13 protein-coding genes are annotated in these 19,674 nt (G+C 71.0%); 7 read left to right on the top strand and 6 right to left on the bottom strand.

Features of this window, described 5'->3' with window-relative positions; all coding sequences use genetic code 11:
• Nucleotides 1-12 precede the first annotated feature (12 nt).
• The gene (locus tag D7X96_RS22320; RefSeq protein ID WP_121770665.1) at nucleotides 13-2,211 is read right to left on the bottom strand and encodes an FUSC family protein; all 2,199 of its coding nucleotides are present in this window, start codon (nucleotides 2,209-2,211) and stop codon (nucleotides 13-15) included.
• Nucleotides 2,212-2,558: 347 nt separating this feature from the next.
• On the opposite strand from D7X96_RS22320, the gene D7X96_RS22325 reads away from it, so the two are divergent.
• Nucleotides 2,559-4,358 carry a M4 family metallopeptidase gene (locus D7X96_RS22325; RefSeq protein WP_120549035.1) on the top strand — a complete coding sequence of 600 codons (1,800 nt, stop codon included), beginning with the start codon at nucleotides 2,559-2,561 and terminating at the stop codon, nucleotides 4,356-4,358.
• 61 nt (nucleotides 4,359-4,419) lie between these two features.
• On the opposite strand, the gene D7X96_RS22330 is transcribed toward D7X96_RS22325, so the two are convergent.
• The gene (locus tag D7X96_RS22330; protein ID WP_121770673.1) at nucleotides 4,420-6,774 is read right to left on the bottom strand and encodes an arylsulfatase; all 2,355 of its coding nucleotides are present in this window, start codon (nucleotides 6,772-6,774) and stop codon (nucleotides 4,420-4,422) included.
• 99 nt (nucleotides 6,775-6,873) lie between these two features.
• Nucleotides 6,874-7,908 carry an aldo/keto reductase gene (locus D7X96_RS22335; RefSeq protein WP_120549057.1) on the bottom strand — a complete coding sequence of 345 codons (1,035 nt, stop codon included), beginning with the start codon at nucleotides 7,906-7,908 and terminating at the stop codon, nucleotides 6,874-6,876.
• 165 nt (nucleotides 7,909-8,073) lie between these two features.
• On the opposite strand from D7X96_RS22335, the gene D7X96_RS22340 reads away from it, so the two are divergent.
• From D7X96_RS22340 to D7X96_RS22355, 4 genes are all read left to right on the top strand, one after another.
• Nucleotides 8,074-9,855, top strand: coding sequence for an ABC transporter ATP-binding protein (locus D7X96_RS22340; RefSeq protein WP_121770666.1), 1,782 nt, complete (start codon nucleotides 8,074-8,076; stop codon nucleotides 9,853-9,855).
• Nucleotides 9,852-11,666: an ABC transporter ATP-binding protein gene (locus tag D7X96_RS22345; protein WP_121770667.1), complete on the top strand. Its 1,815-nt coding sequence runs from the start codon at nucleotides 9,852-9,854 to the stop codon at nucleotides 11,664-11,666. The genes D7X96_RS22340 and D7X96_RS22345 overlap by 4 nt, the downstream gene beginning before the upstream one ends.
• A gap of 174 nt (nucleotides 11,667-11,840) precedes the next feature.
• Nucleotides 11,841-12,620: an SDR family NAD(P)-dependent oxidoreductase gene (locus tag D7X96_RS22350; RefSeq protein ID WP_121722144.1), complete on the top strand. Its 780-nt coding sequence runs from the start codon at nucleotides 11,841-11,843 to the stop codon at nucleotides 12,618-12,620.
• A 66-nt stretch (nucleotides 12,621-12,686) separates the two neighbouring features.
• Nucleotides 12,687-13,565, top strand: a complete 879-nt coding sequence (locus tag D7X96_RS22355; protein WP_121722143.1) for an aldo/keto reductase — start codon at nucleotides 12,687-12,689, stop codon at nucleotides 13,563-13,565.
• A 1-nt stretch (nucleotide 13,566) separates the two neighbouring features.
• On the opposite strand, the gene D7X96_RS22360 is transcribed toward D7X96_RS22355, so the two are convergent.
• Entirely contained in the window at nucleotides 13,567-14,163 is a 597-nt protein-coding gene (locus D7X96_RS22360) for a TetR/AcrR family transcriptional regulator (protein WP_158616227.1), read from the bottom strand.
• Nucleotides 14,164-14,257: 94 nt separating this feature from the next.
• On the opposite strand from D7X96_RS22360, the gene D7X96_RS22365 reads away from it, so the two are divergent.
• Nucleotides 14,258-15,811: an FAD-dependent oxidoreductase gene (locus D7X96_RS22365; protein WP_121722141.1), complete on the top strand. Its 1,554-nt coding sequence runs from the start codon at nucleotides 14,258-14,260 to the stop codon at nucleotides 15,809-15,811.
• 56 nt (nucleotides 15,812-15,867) lie between these two features.
• On the top strand, nucleotides 15,868-17,238 hold the full coding sequence (locus tag D7X96_RS22370; RefSeq protein WP_121722140.1) for a spondin domain-containing protein: 1,371 nt from the start codon (nucleotides 15,868-15,870) through the stop codon (nucleotides 17,236-17,238).
• A gap of 8 nt (nucleotides 17,239-17,246) precedes the next feature.
• Here D7X96_RS22370 and D7X96_RS22375 read toward each other — a convergent pair whose 3' ends face one another.
• Both D7X96_RS22375 and D7X96_RS22380 read right to left on the bottom strand, forming a co-directional pair.
• Entirely contained in the window at nucleotides 17,247-18,638 is a 1,392-nt protein-coding gene (locus tag D7X96_RS22375; RefSeq protein ID WP_244219683.1) for a TerB family tellurite resistance protein, read from the bottom strand.
• Between the two features lie 165 nt (nucleotides 18,639-18,803).
• Nucleotides 18,804-19,667: a metal-dependent hydrolase gene (locus D7X96_RS22380; protein ID WP_121770668.1), complete on the bottom strand. Its 864-nt coding sequence runs from the start codon at nucleotides 19,665-19,667 to the stop codon at nucleotides 18,804-18,806.
• Between the last annotated feature and the right edge of the window lie 7 nt (nucleotides 19,668-19,674).

The raw sequence follows: 19,674 nt of genomic DNA on the forward strand, positions 1-19,674 counted from the left end.
GCGGGCCGCGTGTCACGCCGGAGCCGGCGTGGCACCATCTTCCGAAGCACGCAGCGCGGGCGGCATGCGCTCCACCGCGTGCTGGAGCACCCCCAGCTGACGCACCAGCCGCGACAGCTGCGTGCGCGCGAGCGCGTCCGTGCCCTCCAGGCTCGGCGCCTCGCGCCTGGGCGCTGACGGCACGCGGCGCGCGACCAGCGCCGCGGACAGCTCCTCCAGCGCGTCCGTCGCGTAGCGCACCACCGGCCCCAGGTCCGGCTCCGGATGCCAGGCGCGGCTCGCCGCCAGCGCCGTCACCGCCGCCGTGAAGCGCCGCGCGTAGGTAATCAGCGCCATCCCCGGCTCCAGCTCCTTCGCCGGCCCCTTCCACTCACTCAGCAGCCGCTGGAACGACGCCTCCGCGGACAGCAGCGCCACGCCCACCTTGCGCCGGGCCTCGCGCAGCGCCGCCTCCGAGGGCACCGGCGTCCTCGCCACCTCTCGCAGGTAGCTCTGTCCCGCCTTCAGCACGCAGGCCACCTCCTCGCCGAAGCGCACGCGCTCGCCGCTGGGCCAGAGCAGGCGGATGCCCACCAGCGCCAGCGCGCCGCCCATCAGCGTGTTGAGGATGCGCACCCCCGCGAGCCGCCAGTCCCCCGTCTGGAGCTCCGCGAGCAGCACCAGCGCCGGTGCCAGCAGCACCTGGTACACCGTGAAGTTCAGCGGCCGCACGCTCACCGACACGCAGACCAGCGACACGATGACCGCGAGCATCATCCACTGCGCCGGCAGCACGTGCACCAGCCCCATGGCCAGCACGCTGCCCACGAACGTCCCCGCCACACGTTGCAGCCCCTTCTCCGTCGTGAGCCCGGAGTACGGCTGCAACACGACAATCACCGTGATGGTCACCCAGTACCAGTGATTGAGCCCCAGCCCCTCCGCCAGCGCCGTGGCCACCGTCGCGGTGAGCCCCAGCCGCAGCGCGTGCCGGAACACCACGGACTCCGGCGTCAGGTGGTCGCGCAGCATCTTCCATCGGGAGCGCCGCTTCCCCGGCTCCAGCCCCAGCGCCTTCGTGTCCCGCTCCGGCAACGGCTTGCCGCTCTCCAGCCGGGCCGCGACGTCCAGCGCCACCCCGCTGTACTCCCGCAGCCGGCCCAGCAGCCCCGCCACGTGCGCGTACTGCGAGCGCGCCGGCTCCGGCAGTCCCCCGTCCTCCTGGAGCACCCGCGTCACCCGCTCCGCGTCCCATGACGTGGGCCCCGGGACCGTGCCGCGCGTGAGCGCCCCCACCACGCCCCGCAGGTCCACCGCCAGCGTGCCCAGCGCATGCTGCGCCTCGATGCGGGCCGTGCGGCACTTCCCCTGGCGAGGCGCCTCGTCCAGCGCCTCCGACATCGCCGTGAGCAGCAGCGACAGCGCGTCCGCGTCCTCCAGCAACACCAGCAGGTACTCGCCCCGGCCGCTCTCCTCCTGCCGCCCCTGGCGCGTGGCCCCCAGCGTCGCGCGAGCCGTCTCCAGCGACTGCCGGATGCGCGCGGCCCGCTGCACCGCCTCCCACGTCCCCACCCGCGACGGCCCCTCCATGGGCCAGCCCGCCACCGCGTCCACGGCGTCCGCCAGCTGCTCGTAGCAGGCCGCGATGGCCAGGCGCGCCGGGCGGTAGGGCCTGAGCGGCCACAGCACCAGCGCCAGGAACATGGACCACAGGCCGCCCGCGATGAAGAACGCCGCCTGCATCAGCGCCGCCTCCGGCCCACGCTGCGGCAGGGCCAGCGACACCACGAACAGGTTCGCCAGCAGCATGCCCACGATGCCCGGCGTGTCCCCGAAGCTGCGCGCGAAGCCGCACGCCGTCACCCAGAAGAGCGTCAGCGCCACGTCCACCCAGAAGGGGCTGGGCAGCACGATGACGAGCCCCACCAGCGCCCCCAGCACCGTCATCGCACCCATGGCCCGCGCGCGCGTGCGGTACGGCCCGCCCTTGTCCACCAGCGCGACGAAGAGCCCGGCCATGCCCGCCCACGACGCCGCGGGCATCTGGAGGAGCGCGGAGATCATCAGGGGCACGCCCAGCGCCAGCCCCGTGCGCAGCCCCGCCGCCACCGCGGGCCGGCCCGGCTGGAAGCGGAAGAGGCCCGCGACGTGGCGGGGCAGGTGTCCCCGGGCCGCACGCCCTCGAGGGGCCACCCACCCTTCCGCCACCGAGTCGCCTGCGTCCCCGCGCATCCCCGCTCCTTCCTCGAAGGAAGATGGGGTGCGCGAGCGCCGGTTTCCTCCCCTGCCCGCCCGCATGCACGGCGGGCGGGCCGGACGGCCAGCCGTCCACACACGGGGTGTGAGTGGACGGGCGTGCACAAGCAGGTTGAAAATGAACGGAAATACAACCCAGCGCACCTGCCTACCTACCGGTCGGAATGTGATTCCGGGGCGGATGTAGGCTGAAAACTTCACCTGTGAATTCATGAGCTTGGACCCACTCATGACCGTGTAAGCGCCCACCCACACGCAACAATGGGACGGCTGACACGAGAATCAATTTGTCCGCTGCACCTGCCCCCCGAAAGCACTCCCCCATGGCCCTGCGCACCGACCTCTCGAAGCCCGTCGTCGCCACCCAGAACCGCACCGACACGAAGCCCGTGAACACCGTGAAGCCGCAGGGCCCGGTGGGCATGAGCTCGCAGTCCAGCTTCAGCGCGGGCGCGCCGGCCAAGGCGAAGGCCACGGTGGCGCTCAACGGCGTGGGTCAGAAGCTGACGCCGGGCCCGGTGGACCTCACCAGCCCCCAGGCGCAGCAGGCCATCCAGCAGACGGTGGCGTACGTGAACCAGAAGAACCCGCAGCTGTCCGGCATCACGGGCGGCACGTCGTTCTCGCCGCGCACCGTGGAGCGCGACCAGCTGGGCATGACGCACGTGCGCATGGACCGCATGCACGAGGGCGTGAAGGTCGCCGGTGAGCAGGTCATCGGCCACCTGGACGCGAAGGGTCAGTTCGACAGCCTGACGGGCGACGTGTCCAGCATCCCGCCGGGCATTGGCAAGGCGCCCACGAAGCTGACCTCGAAGGACGCGCTCGCCGTGGCGCAGAAGGACTTCAACGGCGACACGACGCGCGCCCCCACGTCGGAGAAGGTCATCGTCAAGGGCAAGGACGGCCAGTACCGCGCCGCCTACCACGTGACGCTCACCGACACGTCCGCGGCCAACGGCAAGGAGCCGCGCTCGATGAACTACTTCATCGACGCGAACAGCGGCGAGTCCATCAAGCAGTACAACACCATCAGCCACTGGAGCCGCGAGGGCGCCAAGGCCACCCCCACGAAGCCGGGCACGTCCCCGCAGAAGCCCTCCACCCCGGCGACGCCGGCCCCGACGACGGGCGGCGGCGCGGCCCGCGTGGCGGACGACCAGACGATGTACAGCGGCAAGGTGGACCTGCAGACCACCAAGGGCGCGGACGGCACGTACACGCTGGAGGACAAGACGCGCGGCAAGGGCATCGTGACGTACGACGCGAAGAACCGCCCGAACGCGTCCGGCACCACGGCCATCACCGACAAGAACGACGTCTGGGGTGAGAAGGGCGACCCGACGCGCGCCCAGGCGGGCGTGGACGCGCACTACGGCGCGGCCATGACGTACGACTTCATGAAGGACGTCCTGGGCCGCGACTCCATCGACGGCAAGGGTGAGAAGCTCATCAACTACGTGCACACCGACAACAACCTGGTGAACGCGTTCTGGGACGGCGAGAAGATGCAGTACGGCGACGGCGACGGCGTGGACTCCGGCCCGCTCACCACGCTGGACATCGCCGGCCACGAAATCGCGCACGGCCTCACGGAGCGCACCGCCGGCCTGGAGTACGAGGGCGAGTCCGGTGGCCTCAACGAGTCCTTCAGCGACATCATCGGGACGGGCGTGGAGTGGTACGCCAGCCAGAAGAACGGCGCGGTGAAGTTCGACTGGGCCGTGGGTGAGGACGCCTGGACGCCCAAGAACGGCGACAACACGGACGCCCTCCGCTACATGAACGACCCGACCGCGGACGGCTACTCCATCGACAACTACAAGAACTACCCGAAGATGACGGAGGTCCACGGCTCCAGCGGCATCGCGAACAACGCCTTCTTCCTGCTGACCGAGGGCGGCAAGAACAAGACGTCCGGCATCGAGGTGAAGGACGGCATCGGCATGGAGAAGAGCCTCAAGGTCTTCGGCCGCGCGTTGACCACGTACATGACGCCGCAGACGAACTTCTCCCAGGCCCGCGCCGCCACCATCAAGGCCGCCACGGACCTGTACGGCAAGGACTCCGCCGAGGCGAAGAAGGTCGCCGAGGCCTGGACCGCCGTCGGCGTGACGAAGTAAGCGCCTGAAGCCTTCAGGCCCGGATGGGAGCCTTCGCGCTCCCGTCCGGGCCTTTTGTTTTTCACTGCTTCGCCAGGGCCGCCCTCTGCTCCGCCTTCGCGTCCCGGACGTGCTCGCCGGAGACGTCCACCGTCACCTCGTGGAGCGTGCCGGTGAACTCGAAGGGCGCGGCGTAGCGCTGGCTGACGGAGGAGCTTTCGTCCCGGCCGCAGGTGAGCCCCTCGCCCAGGCTGATGGCCAGCGGCATGGTCGCGTCGATGGTGCTCTGCGCCACCAGGTCCCCGTTGATGTAGAGCCGGCCGCGTCCGGGAGTGCCCCGCCCCACCTGGAGGTCCGGCTTGCCGGTGGGCTCGAACTCGAACCTCAGCTGCGAGCGCCCCTGGGGCACGTCCACCGCCGACTCGATGTGGAACTCCTGCTCACCCAGGTAGTTGTAGGCGTAGTGCAGCCTGTGGCCCTGGATGAAGAACGAGTAGCCGCCGGTGAGGCCGCCGTGGCTGAGCAGCACGCCCTGCGTGTCCCGCGTCACCTCCACGTCCGCGGTGATGGTGTGGGGCCGGTTGAGCACGTGCACCGCCGCGTTCTCCGGCGCGGGCGACGTGTGCGGGCGGTACACGTAGCGCGTGCGGTCCTTCGTGAGCTGCGGGCGCTCCAGGGCGAACACCGCGCGGGTGGGCGACGCGAGCGGCAGCACCTGGTAGCGCCCCGCTTCGGCGTACCAGAGGGCGATCATCTCGATGAGCTTGCCCCGGTGCTCCTCCGCGACATTCTTCGTCTCGGAGCAGTCCTCGGCCACGTGGTACAGCTCCCAGCCGCGCGTATCCAGCTCACGCAGCCGGTCCTCGTCGAGCAGCGACTCACCGAAGCCCTCTCCGGCCTCCGCGAAGGACGGGCCGGGGAACGGGCACACCGCGCGCCAGCCGTCGTGGTAGATGGCGCGCGAGCTGAACATCTCGAAGTACTGCGTGCGGTGGCGGCCTTCGGCGCTCCCGTCGTTGAACGTGTGCTTGAAGCTGACGCCTTCAATGGGTGACTGGGTGACGCCGCGGACTTCCGCCAGCGGCTCCAGCCCCAGGCAGTCCAGCACCGTGGGCACCATGTCGATGGCGTGCGCGTACTGCGTGCGCACCTCGCCCTTCGCCTGGATGCCCCGGGGCCAGTGGACGAGGAACGGGTCGGTGGTGCCGCCCCGGTACGTCTCCCGCTTCCAGCGGCGGAACGGCGTGTCCCCCGCCCAGGCCCAGCCCCACGGGTAGTGGTTGAAGTGTTTCGGGCCGCCCAGGTCCTCCATGGCCGCCAGGTTCTGCTCCAGCGACTCCGGCGCGTTGTTGAAGAACTTCAGCTCGTTCACGGAGCCATGCGGCCCGCCCTCCGCGCTGGCCCCGTTGTCGGACAGCACCATGATGAGCGTGTTGTCCAATTCGCCCGTGTCCTCCAGGAACTTCAAGAGCCGGCCAATGTGATGGTCCGTGTGCTCCAGGAAGCCCGCGAACACCTCCATCATCCGCGCGTAGAGCCGCTGCTCCTGGGGCGGCAGCGCGTCCCAGTCCTGCACGTCCGGGTCGTGCCGGGACAGCTGCGTGCCCCGGGGAATCACGCCCAGCTCCAGCTGCCGCTGGAACACCTTCTGGCGGTAGGCGTCCCAGCCGTCGTCGAACTGGCCCGCGTAGGCGTCCGCCCACTCGCGGGGGACGTGATGGGGCGCGTGCATGGCGCCCGTGGCGAAGTAGAGGAAGAAGGGCTTGTCCGGCGCCACCTGCTTCGTGTCCGCGATGCAGTCGATGGCGCGGTCCACCAGGTCCGGCGTGAGGTGGTAGCCCTCCTCGGGCGTGCCGGGCGGGCGGATGGCGTGGTTGTCGTGGATGAGGTCCGGGTAGTACTGGTGCGTGTCCCCGCCCAGGAAGCCGTAGAAGCGCTCGAAGCCGCGGCCCAGCGGCCAGCGCGAGTACGGCCCGGCGGCGCTCGTCTGCTCCGCCGGGGTCAGGTGCCACTTGCCAATGGCATACGTGTTGTAGCCGGCCTCCATCAGCATCTCGGAGAGGAAGCCGTTCTCGAAGGGGATGGTGCCGTTGTAGCCGGGGTAGCCCAGCGACGTTTCGGTGATGGTGCCCATCCCGTTGGAGTGGTGGTTGCGGCCAGTGAGGACACACGAGCGCGTGGGCGAGCACAGCGCGGTGGTGTGCATGTTGTTGTAGAGCAGCCCGCCCTTCGCCAGCCGGTCCAGGTTCGGCGTGCGGATGGGCGAGCCGTAGCAGCCCAGGTGCCCGAAGCCCGTGTCATCCAGGATGATGAACAGGACGTTGGGCGCGCCGGGCTTCGAGCGCAGGGGCGCGGGCCACGCGGGAGACGACTGCTCCCAGGTACGGCCGATGACGCCAGGGAAGGGTCTGCCGGGCTTGTATTCTTTGAGGGACATGGGCGTGAGGTGCATCGTCCCGGAAGACAGTGGACCTGCCCCCGGGACGGAGGCGGCCGGACCCAGGCCCTGGCCGCCCCCTGCTTCACGCCGCGCTCATCACGTCACGGGGAACGGGTTGCGCTCGTGGAACTGGCGCTGGTGGAAGTACGGGTAGGGCCAGGGCGTGGCGCTGGCGGCGTCCAGCGTGGCCACCTGCGCGGGCGTGAGGTTCCAGCCGATGGCGCCCAGGTTCTGCCGCAGCTGCTCCTCCGTGCGCGCGCCGATGATGACGTTGGACACGGTGGGCCGCTGGAGCAGCCAGTTGAGCGCCACCTGCGGCACCGTCTTGCCCGTCTCCTTCGCCACTGCGTCGAGCGCGTCCACGACCTTGAACAGGTACTCCTCCGGCACCTGCGGGCCGCCGGCCGCGGTGGCGGGGTTGTTCAAGCGGCTTGTCTCCGGCTTCGGCGCGCCCCGGCGCAGCTTGCCGGTGAGCCGGCCCCAACCCAGCGGGCTCCACACCACCGCGCCCACCTTCTGATCCAACGCGAGCGGCATCAGCTCCCACTCGTAGTCCCGGCCCACGAGCGAGTAGTACGCCTGGTGGGCCACGTAGCGCGCCAGGTTGTAGCGCTCCGACACGGCCAGCGACTTCATCAGGTGCCAGCCGGAGAAGTTGGAGCAGCCGAGGTAGCGGATCTTCCCCGCGCGCACGAAGCCGTCCAGCGTGTTGAGGACCTCCTCCACGGGCGTCACCGCGTCGAAGGCGTGGAGCTGGAACAGGTCGATGTAGTCCGTCTTCAGCCGGCGCAGCGAGGCCTCCACGGCGCGCGTGAGGTGGAAGCGCGAGGAGCCCACGTCGTTGGGCCCCGGGCCCGCGCGGAAGGTGGCCTTGGTGGAGATGATGGCCTTGTCGCGCCGGCCCTCCAGCGCCTTGCCGAGAATCTCTTCCGCGAGCCCGGCGGAGTAGCCGTCCGCGGAGTCGAACATGTTCACGCCCGCGTCCAGCGCGATGTCCACCAGCCGCGTGGCCTCCTTCACGTCGCTGGAGCCGAAGCCCTTGAAGAAGTCACCCGCGCCCCCGAACGTGCCCGTGCCCAGACTGAGGACGGGGACCTTGAAACCAGAACCACCCAGCTGCCGGTACTCCATGACGTTCACCTCGTGACGAAGCGGGAGGAAAGGCGGCCCACGTAACGGCCCGTGGCGCGGCGCGCAACCACCGTTTCGCACCCCGCGTCGTGCTTGAAGTGGTACTGACGGGCGCCCATCATGCGCGCGCCTTCCAGGGCAGGGAGGCAGGGGTCCAGGTCCCACGTGAGCACGTCCGCGCCACCCGCATCCGGCCGTCCGCCCATCCTGCGGGCGCTGGGCTATCTGCGCCGCTATCGCCTGGAGGCGCTGGGGGCACTGCTGTCGCTGCTGCTCGTCTCCGTGGCGAACCTGGGCGCGCCGCAGATGATCCGCATCGCCATCGACCACGGGCTCGCGCGCGGCGACCAGGGCCCCGTGTATCTGGCGGTGGGAGGACTGGTGGCCATCGCGCTGGGGCGCGGCCTGTTCAACTTCCTGCAGGGCTACCTGGCGGAGCGCGCGTCGCAGGGCGTGGCGTTCGACCTGCGCGACGCGCTCTTCGCGCGCATCCAGCGGCTGTCCTTCAGCTACTACGACCAGGCGCAGACGGGACAGCTGCTCACGCGGCTGACGAGCGACGTGGAGGCGGTGCGCACCTTCGTGGGCAGCGGCGTCGTGCAGTTCGCAGCGGCGGCGGCGATGCTGCTGGGCTGCGCGGGGCTGCTGCTGTACCTGGATCCGGTGCTGGCGCTGGCGGCGCTGAGCTCCGTGGTGCCCATCCTGTGGGTGCTGCGCCGGTTCATGCGGCGGATGCGGACGCTGTTCGGCCAGCTGCAGGCGCTGCTGGGCTCGCTCAACACCACGCTGCAGGAGGACCTGCGCGGGCTGCGCGTGGTGCGCGCCTTCTCCGCGGAGGGGCGGGAGCGGGAGCGCTACGGGAAGACCAACGCGGAGCTGAAGGACAAGAACCTGCGGGTGGTGGACGCGCTGGCCGGCAACTTCCCCTTCGTCACCTTCTTCGCCAACGTGGGCTCGCTGCTGGTGGTGGGCGTGGGCGGCTGGCGCATCTTCCACCAGGAGCTGACGCTGGGAGAGCTGGTGGCCTTCAACAGCTACCTGGCCTTCCTGCTGATGCCCCTGATGACGCTGGGCTTCTTCGCGGCCAGCATGTCGCGGGCGAGCGCGTCCGCGCAGCGCGTCTTCGAGCTGCTCGACACGGCGGTGGAGGTGGCGGACCGCCCGGGCGCGGTGCCCCTGCCCCCGTTGCAGGGCCGCATCGAGCTGCGCGACGTGCGCTTCCGCTACGCGGGCAGCGACCGCGAAATCCTGCGCGGCGTGAGCGTGACGCTGGAGCCCGGGCAGCTGGTGGCGGTGCTGGGCACCACCGGCTCCGGCAAGAGCACGCTCATCAACCTGCTGCCGCGCTTCTACGACGTCACCGGGGGCGCGGTGCTGCTGGACGGGCACGACGTGCGGGACGTGACGCTCGCGAGCCTGCGCTCGCAGATGGGCGTGGTGCTCCAGGACGCGCTGCTGTTCTCCGGCACGGTGCGGGAGAACATCGCCTACGGGCGGCCAGAGGCGACGCAGGCCCAGGTGGAGGCCGCGGCGGAGGCGGCCCAGGCGGCGGAGTTCATCCGCGAGCTGCCCCAGGGCTACGACACGCTGGTGGGCGAGCGCGGCGTGGGCCTGTCCGGCGGACAGCGGCAGCGCCTGGCCATCGCGCGGGCGCTGCTCACGGATCCGCGCCTGCTCATCCTGGATGACAGCACGTCCGCGGTGGACGCGCGCACGGAGACGGCCATCCAGGGCGCGCTGGACGCGCTGATGCGGGACAAGCGCCGGACGGCCATCGTCATCGCCCAGCGCATCAGCACCGTGCGGGACGCGGACCTCATCCTGGTGCTGGACGAGGGGCGCATCGCCGCGAAGGGGCGCCACGAGGAGCTGAAGGCCTCCAGCGAGCTGTACAACGACATCCTCGGGTCGCAGCTCCTGCCCCCGCGCCAGGAGGAGGTGGCATGAGGCGGCCCGGAAGCATCGAGGCGATGGCGGAGCTGGAGGCGGGCCGCGCGAAGCACCGGGGCAAGGTGCTGCGCAGGCTCCTGGGCGAACTGCGTCCGCACGCGGCCACGCTCGCCGTGGCCATGGTCTTCATCCTGGTGGGCGCGGCGTGCCAGGCCCTGGGGCCGTATTTGATGAGCCGGGCCATCGACCGCGACATCGGCTCGGGGGACGGCTGGGGCCTCTTGCGGACGCTGGCGGTGCTGCTGGGCGTCTACGCGGTGGGCCTGGTGTCGCAGCGGGCGCAGACGCGGCGGGTGGGCCACACGGGGCAGCACGTCCTGTCGGGCCTGCGCCAGCGCCTGTTCGACCGGCTCCAGCAGCTGCCGCTGTCCTGGTTCGACCGCCGGCCGCTGGGCGACCTGATGAGCCGGCTGCTCAGCGACGTGGACACGCTCAACCAGCTCTTCGCGCAGGGGCTGACGCAGTTGTTGGGTTCGCTGCTGGGGCTCGTGGGCGTGCTCGCCGCGATGTTCGCGCTCAACTGGCGCCTGGCGCTGGCGTGCTTCTCCCTCATCCCCGCCATCGTGCTCACCACGTGGTTCTTCGCGTCGAGGGCTCGCAATGCCTACCGCAAGACGCGGCAGACGGTGGGCGACGTGACGGCGAACCTCCAGGAGGAGATTGGAGGCGTGCGGCAGGCGCAGGCGTTCAACCGCACGGAGAAGAACATCGAGCGCTTCCGCGACCGGAACGCGGCCAACCGCGACGCGAACGTGGCGGCGGTGGGCATCACGTCCGCGTTCTCGCCGGCCATCGACCTGCTCTCCACGCTGTCCACGGCGCTGGTGATTGGCTACGGCGGCGTGCTGGCGCTGAGCGGACAGCTCACGGTGGGCGGCGTGGCGGCGTTCCTCATCTACGTGCAGCAGTTCTTCCGGCCGGTGCAGCTGGCCGCGTCGGTGGCCGCGCTGATGCAGTCCGCGCTGGCGGGGGCGGAGCGCATCTTCGCCATCCTCGACGAAGCGCCGGAGCCGCCGGACGTGCCCGGCGCGGTGGAGCTGGGGCCGATCCAGGGACAGGTGGTGTTCGAGGGGGTGTCCTTCGGCTACGACGCCGCGCGGCCGGTGCTGCGCGACGTGTCCTTCCACCTGGAGCCCGGCCAGACGCTGGCCCTGGTGGGCCACACGGGCGCGGGCAAGACGACGGTGGCCAGCCTGGTGCCGCGCTTCTACGACGTGACGGGCGGTACGGTGCGCGTGGACGGCCAGGACGTACGCCAGGTGACGCGCGCCAGCCTGCGGCGGCAGATGGCCATGGTGCTCCAGGAGCCGTTCCTCTTCAGCGGCAAGGTGGCGGACAACATCGCGTACGGGAAGGCGGACGCCACCCGCGAGGACGTGGAGGCGGCGGCGAAGGCGGTGCACGCGCACGACTTCATCACCCGCCTGCCGCAGGGCTACGACACCGTGCTGGGCGAGGGCGGCGCGACGCTCAGCCAGGGACAGCGGCAGCTGCTCGCGTTCGCCCGGGCGGTCATCGCGAATCCGCGCGTGCTCATCCTGGACGAGGCGACGGCGAACATCGACACGCGCACGGAGGCGCTCATCCAGCTGGCGCTGGGGCAGCTGTTGTCCGGCCGCACGAGCATCGTCATCGCGCACCGGCTCAACACCATCCGCCACGCCGACCTCATCCTGGTGCTGGAGCACGGCAGCGTGGTGGAGCGCGGCAACCACGCGGAGCTGATGGAGAAGGGCGGGCTCTACGCGGAGCTGTACCACCAGCAGTTCCGCGACACGCCGGAGACGGCGGTCAAGGCGCTGGGCTGAGGGCCTTTCGACTCCCCGGCCGTGCCGTCTTGCTTGCACGTCCGGCCGCCCTTCGTTACCCAGCGGCCGAGGGTGCGGCCCTGGCCGCATGCGCTTCGCGGCGGCGGTCCCCATCTCCAGCATTCATCTCGACGGGACCGGGCGCGCACCCTCTTCCCCTTTCAAGGAGCAGGCATGGCAGGCAGTCGAGGGACAGCGTTGGTGACGGGCACGTCCGCGGGAATTGGCGCGGTGTATGCCCGGCGGCTGGCGGCGCTCGGGTATGACCTGGTCCTCGTCGCCCGGCGCGAGGAGCGGCTGAAGGCGCAGTCGGCCGAGCTGACGGCGGCGCATGGCATCCGCGCGGAGGTGCTGCGCGCGGACCTCACCGTGCACGCGGACCTCCAGCGGGTGGCCAGCCGCGCGGCGGGCGAGGACATCACGCTGCTCATCAACAACGCGGGCGTGGGCGGCTATGGCCCCTTCGCGCAGGTGGAGCCCTCCGCATTGGAAGGCCTGGCGAACCTGCACATGATCGCGCCGATGCTGGCCACGCGCGCGGCGCTGCCCGGCATGCTCGCGCGGGGCAAGGGCGCGGTCATCAACGTCGCCTCCCTGCTCGCCTTCTCCGGCGCGCTGCCGCCGGTCCCCCTGCCCCACCGGGCCACCTACGCGGGCGCGAAGGCGTTCCTTGTCCACTTCACCCGCACGCTCGCGGGAGAGCTGCGCGGCACGCCCGTGGTGGCGCAGGTCGTCTGCCCGGGCATGACCTTCACGGAGTTCAACGGCGGCTACCCGGGCACCATGTCGCCCGAGGACGTCGTCACCGCGTCGCTCGTCGCGCTGGAGCGCGGTGAGACGGTCTGCGTCCCGGGGCTGGAGGCCGCGGAGGCGCTGGTCGCCCTGGAGAAGGCCGAGGCCGGGCTTTTGCGTGGAGCCACCCACACCCTGGCCGGGCGCTACCGGACGGCCTGAAACGCGGGAAACGCATTTCCTGCACATGCATCCATTTGGGCGTTCATCTGCACGGAGGAAGCACTCATGAGCGGAACCTCGACGCGACCCGCGGAGAAGAGCGGCACCTTCAAGCTGGGCGGAGATTTGCCCGTCCACCGGTTGGGCTACGGCGCCATGCAGCTCACCGGCCCTGGCATCTGGGGTCCGCCCAAGGACCGGGCGGAGGCGGTGCGCGTGCTGCGCCGCGCGCTGGAGCTGGGCGTGGACTTCATCGACACGGCGGACTCCTATGGCCCCTACGTCAGCGAGGAGATCATCGCGGAGGCCCTGCACCCCTACGCGAAGGGCGTGGTGGTGGCGACGAAGGCGGGCCTGGTGCGCACGGGGCCCAACGAGTGGCACCCGGTGGGCGCGCCGAAGTACCTGCGTCAGCAGCTGGAGATGTCGCTGCGCCGGCTGAAGCTGGAGCGCATCGACCTGTACCAGCTGCACCGCATCGACCCGAAGGTCCCGGTGGAGGAGTCGCTGGGTGAGCTGAAGGCGCTCCAGAAGGAGGGGAAGATCCGTCACATCGGCCTGTCGGAGGTCTCGGTGGAGGAGATCGAGCGGGCGCGCAAGGTGGTGGACATCGTGTCGGTGCAGAACCGCTACAACCTGACCGACCGCGTGCACGAGAAGGTGCTGGATTACTGCGAGAAGGAGAACCTGGGCTTCATCCCCTGGTTCCCGCTGGCGACGGGCGGGCTGGCGAAGCCGGGGAGCACGCTCGACTCCGTGGCGAAGAAGCACGACGCGACGCCCGCGCAGATTGCCCTCTCCTGGCTGCTGGCGCGCTCGCCGGTGATGCTGCCCATCCCGGGCACGTCCTCCGTGAAGCACCTGGAGGAGAACCTCGCGGGCGCGGAGGTGAAGCTCAACAAGGATGAGCTGGCCGCCGTGGACACACAGGCGTCCGGCCGCTGAGTCACTTCCGCTTCAAGTAGCGCAGGAGGAGCGTCACCAGCTCCTCCTGCAGCAGTCCCTGGGACAGGGCGTCAGGGCGCTCCACCACCGCGCGGTGGATGACCGCGTGGGCCACGGTGTCGATGAGCCACAGGGCCAGCTCCGGGTCCGGCACGTCCGTCTTGAACCGGCCCAGGGCCTCCAGCATGGGCGCGTCCTCCGGGTCCCACTTCCTGGCGGGGCGCGCGGGCATCTCCTCCGTCAGCGCGTGATGCAACCTGGGATTCACGGCGTGTGCCGTGAACCCCAGCGCCACCAGCGTCTGGATGAGCTCCTTCAGCGTGCTGAACTTGCGCGTCGCCAGCACCTCCCGCATGGCGGCGCGCTCCGCCTTCACGTGCCGGCGCTGGACCTCCGCCACCAGCGCCTCCTTGCCGGGGAAGAACTGGTACAGCGACGCCACGTTCACGCCCGCCCGGTCCGCGATGCGGTTCGTCGTCAGCTTCGCGTAGCCGTCACGCACCAGAATGTCAGCAGTCGCCTGCACCAGCGCGTCCACCGTCGCGCGCGAGCGCTCCTGCGTGGGCGTCTTCCGAGGGGAAAGCTTCGCGCGCGGCATGCCGGACTCCTGGAGCGGGAACGCAAGCTGACAACATAAGCACTCCCTTACATTCTTGTCTCCGTCGCCGCTGGCTTGCGACAGGAGACCTTCCATGCCTCATGACATCCTTCCGGTGCTCGTCATCGGTGCCGGCCCCACGGGCCTGACGCTCGCGTGTGACATTGCTCGCCGCGGCATCCGCGTGCGCATCGTGGACGCGGCTTCCCGGCCCTTCGCCGGGTCTCGCGGCAAGGGACTTTCGCCTCGCACGCTGGAGATGCTGGATGACCTGGGCGTGGTCGATGCCGTGCTTGCCGCCGGTACGCCCTACCCCAGCCTCCGCCTCCACTGGCGGCGCTTCGTCGTGGGGCGGTGGACCATGATGAAACGCCGCGCGGCCACGCCGGACGTGCCGCACCCCAATCCCTGGCTCGTACCCCAGGCCCGCACCGAGGGCATCCTGCGCGACCGGCTGGCGTCGCTGGGCGTCACGGTGGAGTCCGGCACCTCGCTCACCGGCTTCACCCAGGACGACACCGGCGTCACCGCCACCCTCACCCGCGACGGCGTGGAGGAGACCGTCCGTACGCAATACCTGGTGGGCGCGGACGGCGGACACAGCCGCGTGCGCAAGGAGCTGGGCCTGACCTTCCACGGCGTCACCCACGAAGAGGAGCGCATGGTCGTGGGCGACGTGAGCGTGGAGGGCCTGGAGCACACGCACTGGCACATCTGGCCCTTCGCGAAGGGCGGCGCGGTGTCGCTGTGCCCGCTTCCCGGCGCGGGCCGCTTCCAGCTCGCCCTCCAGGTGAAGCCCGGTGGCGTCGTGCCGGAGCTCACCGAGGCGGCGCTCCAGCAGCGCATCCAGGAGGCCGCTCACCCGGGCCGCGCCGTGCGCCTGCATGACGCGAGCTGGCTGTCCCTGTACCGCCCCAACGTGCGCATGGCGGACCGCTACCGCGTGGGCCGCGTCTTCATCGCGGGCGACGCCGCGCACGTGCACCCGCCCACCGGAGGCCAGGGGCTCAACACCGGCGTGCAGGACGCCTACAACCTGGGCTGGAAGCTGGGCCACGTGATCCAGGGCGCGGACCCGGCCCTGCTCGACACCTACGAGGCGGAGCGGCTGCCCATCGCCGCGCGGGTGCTCGGGCTGTCCTCCCAGCTGTTCGACGGCATGCGGCAGGGACACATGAAGGCCCTGAACCGAGGCGACGAGCTGCGGCAGCTGGGCTTGAGCTATCGCGGCGGTCCGCTCGCGAAGGAGCTTCCCGGCGACACAGCCCGGGTCCAGGCCGGAGACCGCGCCCCGGACGCGCCCTGCGTGGACGCGCACGGGAAACCTGTCCGACTGTCGGACAGGTTTCGCGGCCCGCACTGGACGCTGCTCGCCTTCGGAGCCGCGCACGCGGAGGTCTCCGGGGAATCCGTGCGCGTCGTTCGCATCCTCGGGACGGGAGTGCCCCTCCCTCCAGACGCACTGGTGGATACGGAGGGCCATGCGCACCGCGCCTATGACGTGGTCCCGGACACGGGCGCGCTCATCCTGGTGCGCCCGGATGGCTACGTGGGACACGCTTCCCGGCCCGGCGACCCGTTGGCGCTGGAGCGGTTCCTGACGCCGCTCCTGCCCCGTGACGTAACCGGGGGAGCCCACGCCGCGTAGGAGGGAGTAACGCCGCCGGGCTTCGCATTTCCGCGAGCCCCAGGGAGACTCCGCCCATGTCCATCCGCTCCTTTCGTGGAAGCGCCGCTTGCGCCGCACTCGGTCTGCTCACGCTGTCCGCCTGTGGCTCCGGCGACGACGACGCGTCCGCCCGGCGCTTCCTTGTGCGCATCGAGAACGTGGCGCCCTTCCAGAACCTCAAGTCCGGCCGGTTCGACACGCGGGTGAGCGGCACGTCGCCGGGCCCGCTCGCCCCGGGTGACACCTACGAGTTCAGCTTCACCGCGGGCCTCAACCACCGGCTCTCCTTCGCCAGCATGTTCGGCGCGTCCAACGACTGGTTCTTCGGCACGGAGCCCCGGGGCCTGCCCCTCTACTCCGCCGATGGACAGCCGGTGACCGGCGACATCACGTCCCAGGTCATCCTCTGGGACGCGGGCACGGAGGTGGACGAGGAGCCCGCAGTGGGCGCGCACACCGGCCCGAAGCAGGCGACCGCCACGGACGGCCCCGGCACCAAGGACTTCAACTCCAACGTCCGGCGCGTGGGCACGCGGCCCGTGCTCAGCACCGGCCAGACGTTCAACCTGCCGCCGCTCGCGTCGATGATCCGCGTGCAACTGGCCCACGACGCCGCCACGCACCGCTTCACGGTGCGCATCAGCAACGTCTCCGATGACGGCGTCACCCTGAGCACGTCCGAAGGCATCAAGCCCGTCCGCATCGCTCCGGGCGTCTGGGTCGTGGGCGCGGGCAATGAACCCCTCTTCACCGAGGGCCAGCCGGACCGGGGCCAGGGACTGGAGGCCCTCGCGGAGACCGGAGATGTCACGGCGCTCCACACCTGGCTCACGCCGCTCAATGGCGTGGCCACGCCCCTGTCCCCGGTCATCATCGCCGTGCACAACGCCTCCGCGCCGCTGTTCACGGAAGGCGCGCCGGACCGGGGGCTGGGATTGGAAGCCCTCGCTGAGACGGGGGATCCCTCCCAGCTGGCCAACGCCTTCGCGTTGAAGCCGCCCACGGGCGTGAGCGTGTCCGGCACCTTCAACACCCCGGTGGACGCGTCCGCTCCGGGTCCGCTCCTGCCGGGCCACGCCTACGAGTTCACGGTGACGGCGCGCCCCGCGGACCGGCTGTCCTTCGCGACCATGTTCGGCCAGTCCAACGACTGGTTCTTCGGCACCGACGAGCAGGGCATCGCGCTGTTCGACAAGGACAACACCCCCGTGACGGGAGACCTCACGTCCAAGGTGTACCTCTGGGACGTGGGCACGGAGCTGGACGAGGAGCCCGCCGTGGGCCCGCACCAGGGCGCCCCCACGTGGACCGTGGACACCGACAGGACCGTGCGCCGGGTGCCCGTGTCACGCTACGGCACGCCCCTGTCCCAGCACCTGCGCCTCACCCTCACCGAGGCGAACTAGCGCGGACTTCAGATGGCCTCGCGCTCCAGGGTGTCCTCGTCGTCCGAGTCCATCGGAGGGCCGTCCTGGAAGGCGCTGGGCAGCAGGCTGAAGGGCAGCACCTTCGCCAGCGCCGCGAGCAGCAGGATGCCTCCCGGCGCGGCGAAGATGGCCAGCGCCGGGATGGCCTTCGCCACGTCGATGAGCTGCGCGCGCATGCGCTGCCGCTCGTCGTCGGTGAGCTTCTGGCGCCGCGCCGCCTTGGTGAGCAGCACCGCCAGGTCGCCCGTCTCGCGCGCCTCCTGCATGAGCCGGTGGTAGTTCTTCTCCAGCGTCTCCTGCATGCCGCCCATGAGCTCTTCCCCCATGGCGCCCGCCGCGTCCGACACGGTGAAGACATCCACCAGCGAGCGGTGCCGCGCGTAGAACTCCGCCATCTCCAATTCCAGACGGCGCAGCTCCGCGTGGGGCACGTGCAGCGCGCCCGCCAGCGTGTCGATGAAGGCCCGCTCCCGCCGCGTGCGCCGGCCGTCCACCAGCGCCGCCAGCAGCGCCTGCTCCAACAGCAGGTGCCGCATGTCCACGCTGCGCACGCGGCGCACCACGTCCCGCACGTCGCGCTTGCGCTCGAAGGACTGGCGCACCGCGGCCTTCACCTCGCCCTCCAGCGCGTGCGGCAGCTTCAGCCCCTCCACCTGCCGGAGGATGGCGCGGCGCGCGGGCGCGCTGGGCTCGCGGTCCACGCACGCGAGCGCCGTGAGCACGTCCACCAGCAGCGCCTTCTGCTTCGCCGCGAAGTCCCGCCGCCGCTCCACCGTCGCGCGCACCAGCCGCCCGGTCGAGAACAGGTCGATGGCCTGCCGGCAGAACAGCTGCGCGTCCGCGTACTGCGCGCCGTTGTGCAGCACCAGCCCGTACACCGGGTCCCCGGCCAGCGACGGCGCCCGCTTGTCGAGCGCGTCCTCCACCCGGCCCACCATCCGACGGGGCACCGGCAGTCCCGCTTGAAGCCGCGCGTCCAGCGCCATCGCCAGGTCCAGCTCGCCCGCCAGCACCGCGAAGAGCACCAGCAGCTGCTCCACGCGAGGGCCCTCCGGCGCGTCCATCACCCGCGCCAGGTCCAGCGCCATGCGCGCCAGCGTGCGCACCACGGCGTGGAACAGCTCGTCCTCCACCGCGCGCGCCGGGACGTCCGCGGGCTCACCGCCATCCACCGGCGAGGGCAGCGGCACGGGCGTGCCGTACACCAGCCCCGAGGCTCGCAGCGTGCGGCGCAGGAAGGCGCGGCCCCGGGCCCGGCCGGAGCCAGCATCCGGAAGCGGAGGCGCCGGGACGGGCGCGGGGGCGCGCGCATGCGCGGCGACCACGTCCGCCAGGAGCGTGGCCAGCCAGGTCCCCCGTCCAAAAACCAGCACCGGCACCGGTACACCCCTCGAACGCGCGCGGCCGGAGCTTCCCTCTCGGGGGCGCTGAGGCGGGGAATAACCCAGTCGCTTCCGGGATGCCACCCGGCCTCGGCCCCACGGCGGCGTCCAGCAACAGATGCGATGGACGCGCGCGCGTGGGGGACGACCTGCCAGGAAGGCCTACAGCGCGGTGGCCTTGCCCGCCTCCAGGGCGAGCACCTTGGTGGTGGCCTTGGTCTTCTTCAGCTCGGTGGTGAGCGCGTCCGGGGTGCCGGCCAGGGCAGGGAAGGTGCCGTAGTGCATGGGCACCACGGTCTTCACCTTCAGGAGCTTCGCGGCGACGGCGGCCTGCGCCGGGTCCATGGTGAAGTGGCCGCCAATGGGCAGCAGCGCCACGGTGGGCTTGAACTGCTCCGCGATGAGGCCCATGGACTGGAACGCCCCGGTGTCACCCGCGTGGTACAGCGTGGGGCCGTTGGCGATCTCGATGACGAAGCCCAGCGGCGCGCCGGCGTACTGCGAGGCGCCCTTCGGGTCCGCCTGGTAGCTGCTGGAGTGGACCGCCTCCACCAGGTGGATGGTGGCGTCCTTCACCGTGAACGTCCCGCCCGCGTTGGCGCCCATGCCCTGGGCCTCCGGCAGGCCCAGCAGGTTCACCAGCTCGAAGGAGCCGTACACCTTGGCGCTGGTCTTCTGGGCCAGGGCCTTCGTCTCACCCACGTGGTCGAAGTGGCCGTGGGACACCAGGATGGCGTCCACCGCCTCCGGCCAGGTCGCGCCCTGCGGCGCCTTGGGGTTGGTGAACCACGGGTCGATTGCGATGGTCGCACCGCCCGGCGTCTTCACCACGAAGGCGGCGTGACCCCACCACGTCACCTCCGTCTTGCCCGTCGTGGCCTCCGCCTTGCCCGCCGCCTTGCCCGCCGCCGCCTTGGCCGCCGCCTTCACGTCGGCCTTGGGGGCCGCCGGCGTGGCCTGCGCGAAGGCCGCGCCCGAGACACCCAGCACCGCGCCCACCACCACTGCCTTCAGGTTCTTGCCCATCGTTGTC

It is taken from the genome of Corallococcus interemptor (assembly GCF_003668875.1).
Taxonomy (GTDB): Bacteria; Myxococcota; Myxococcia; order Myxococcales; family Myxococcaceae; genus Corallococcus; species Corallococcus interemptor.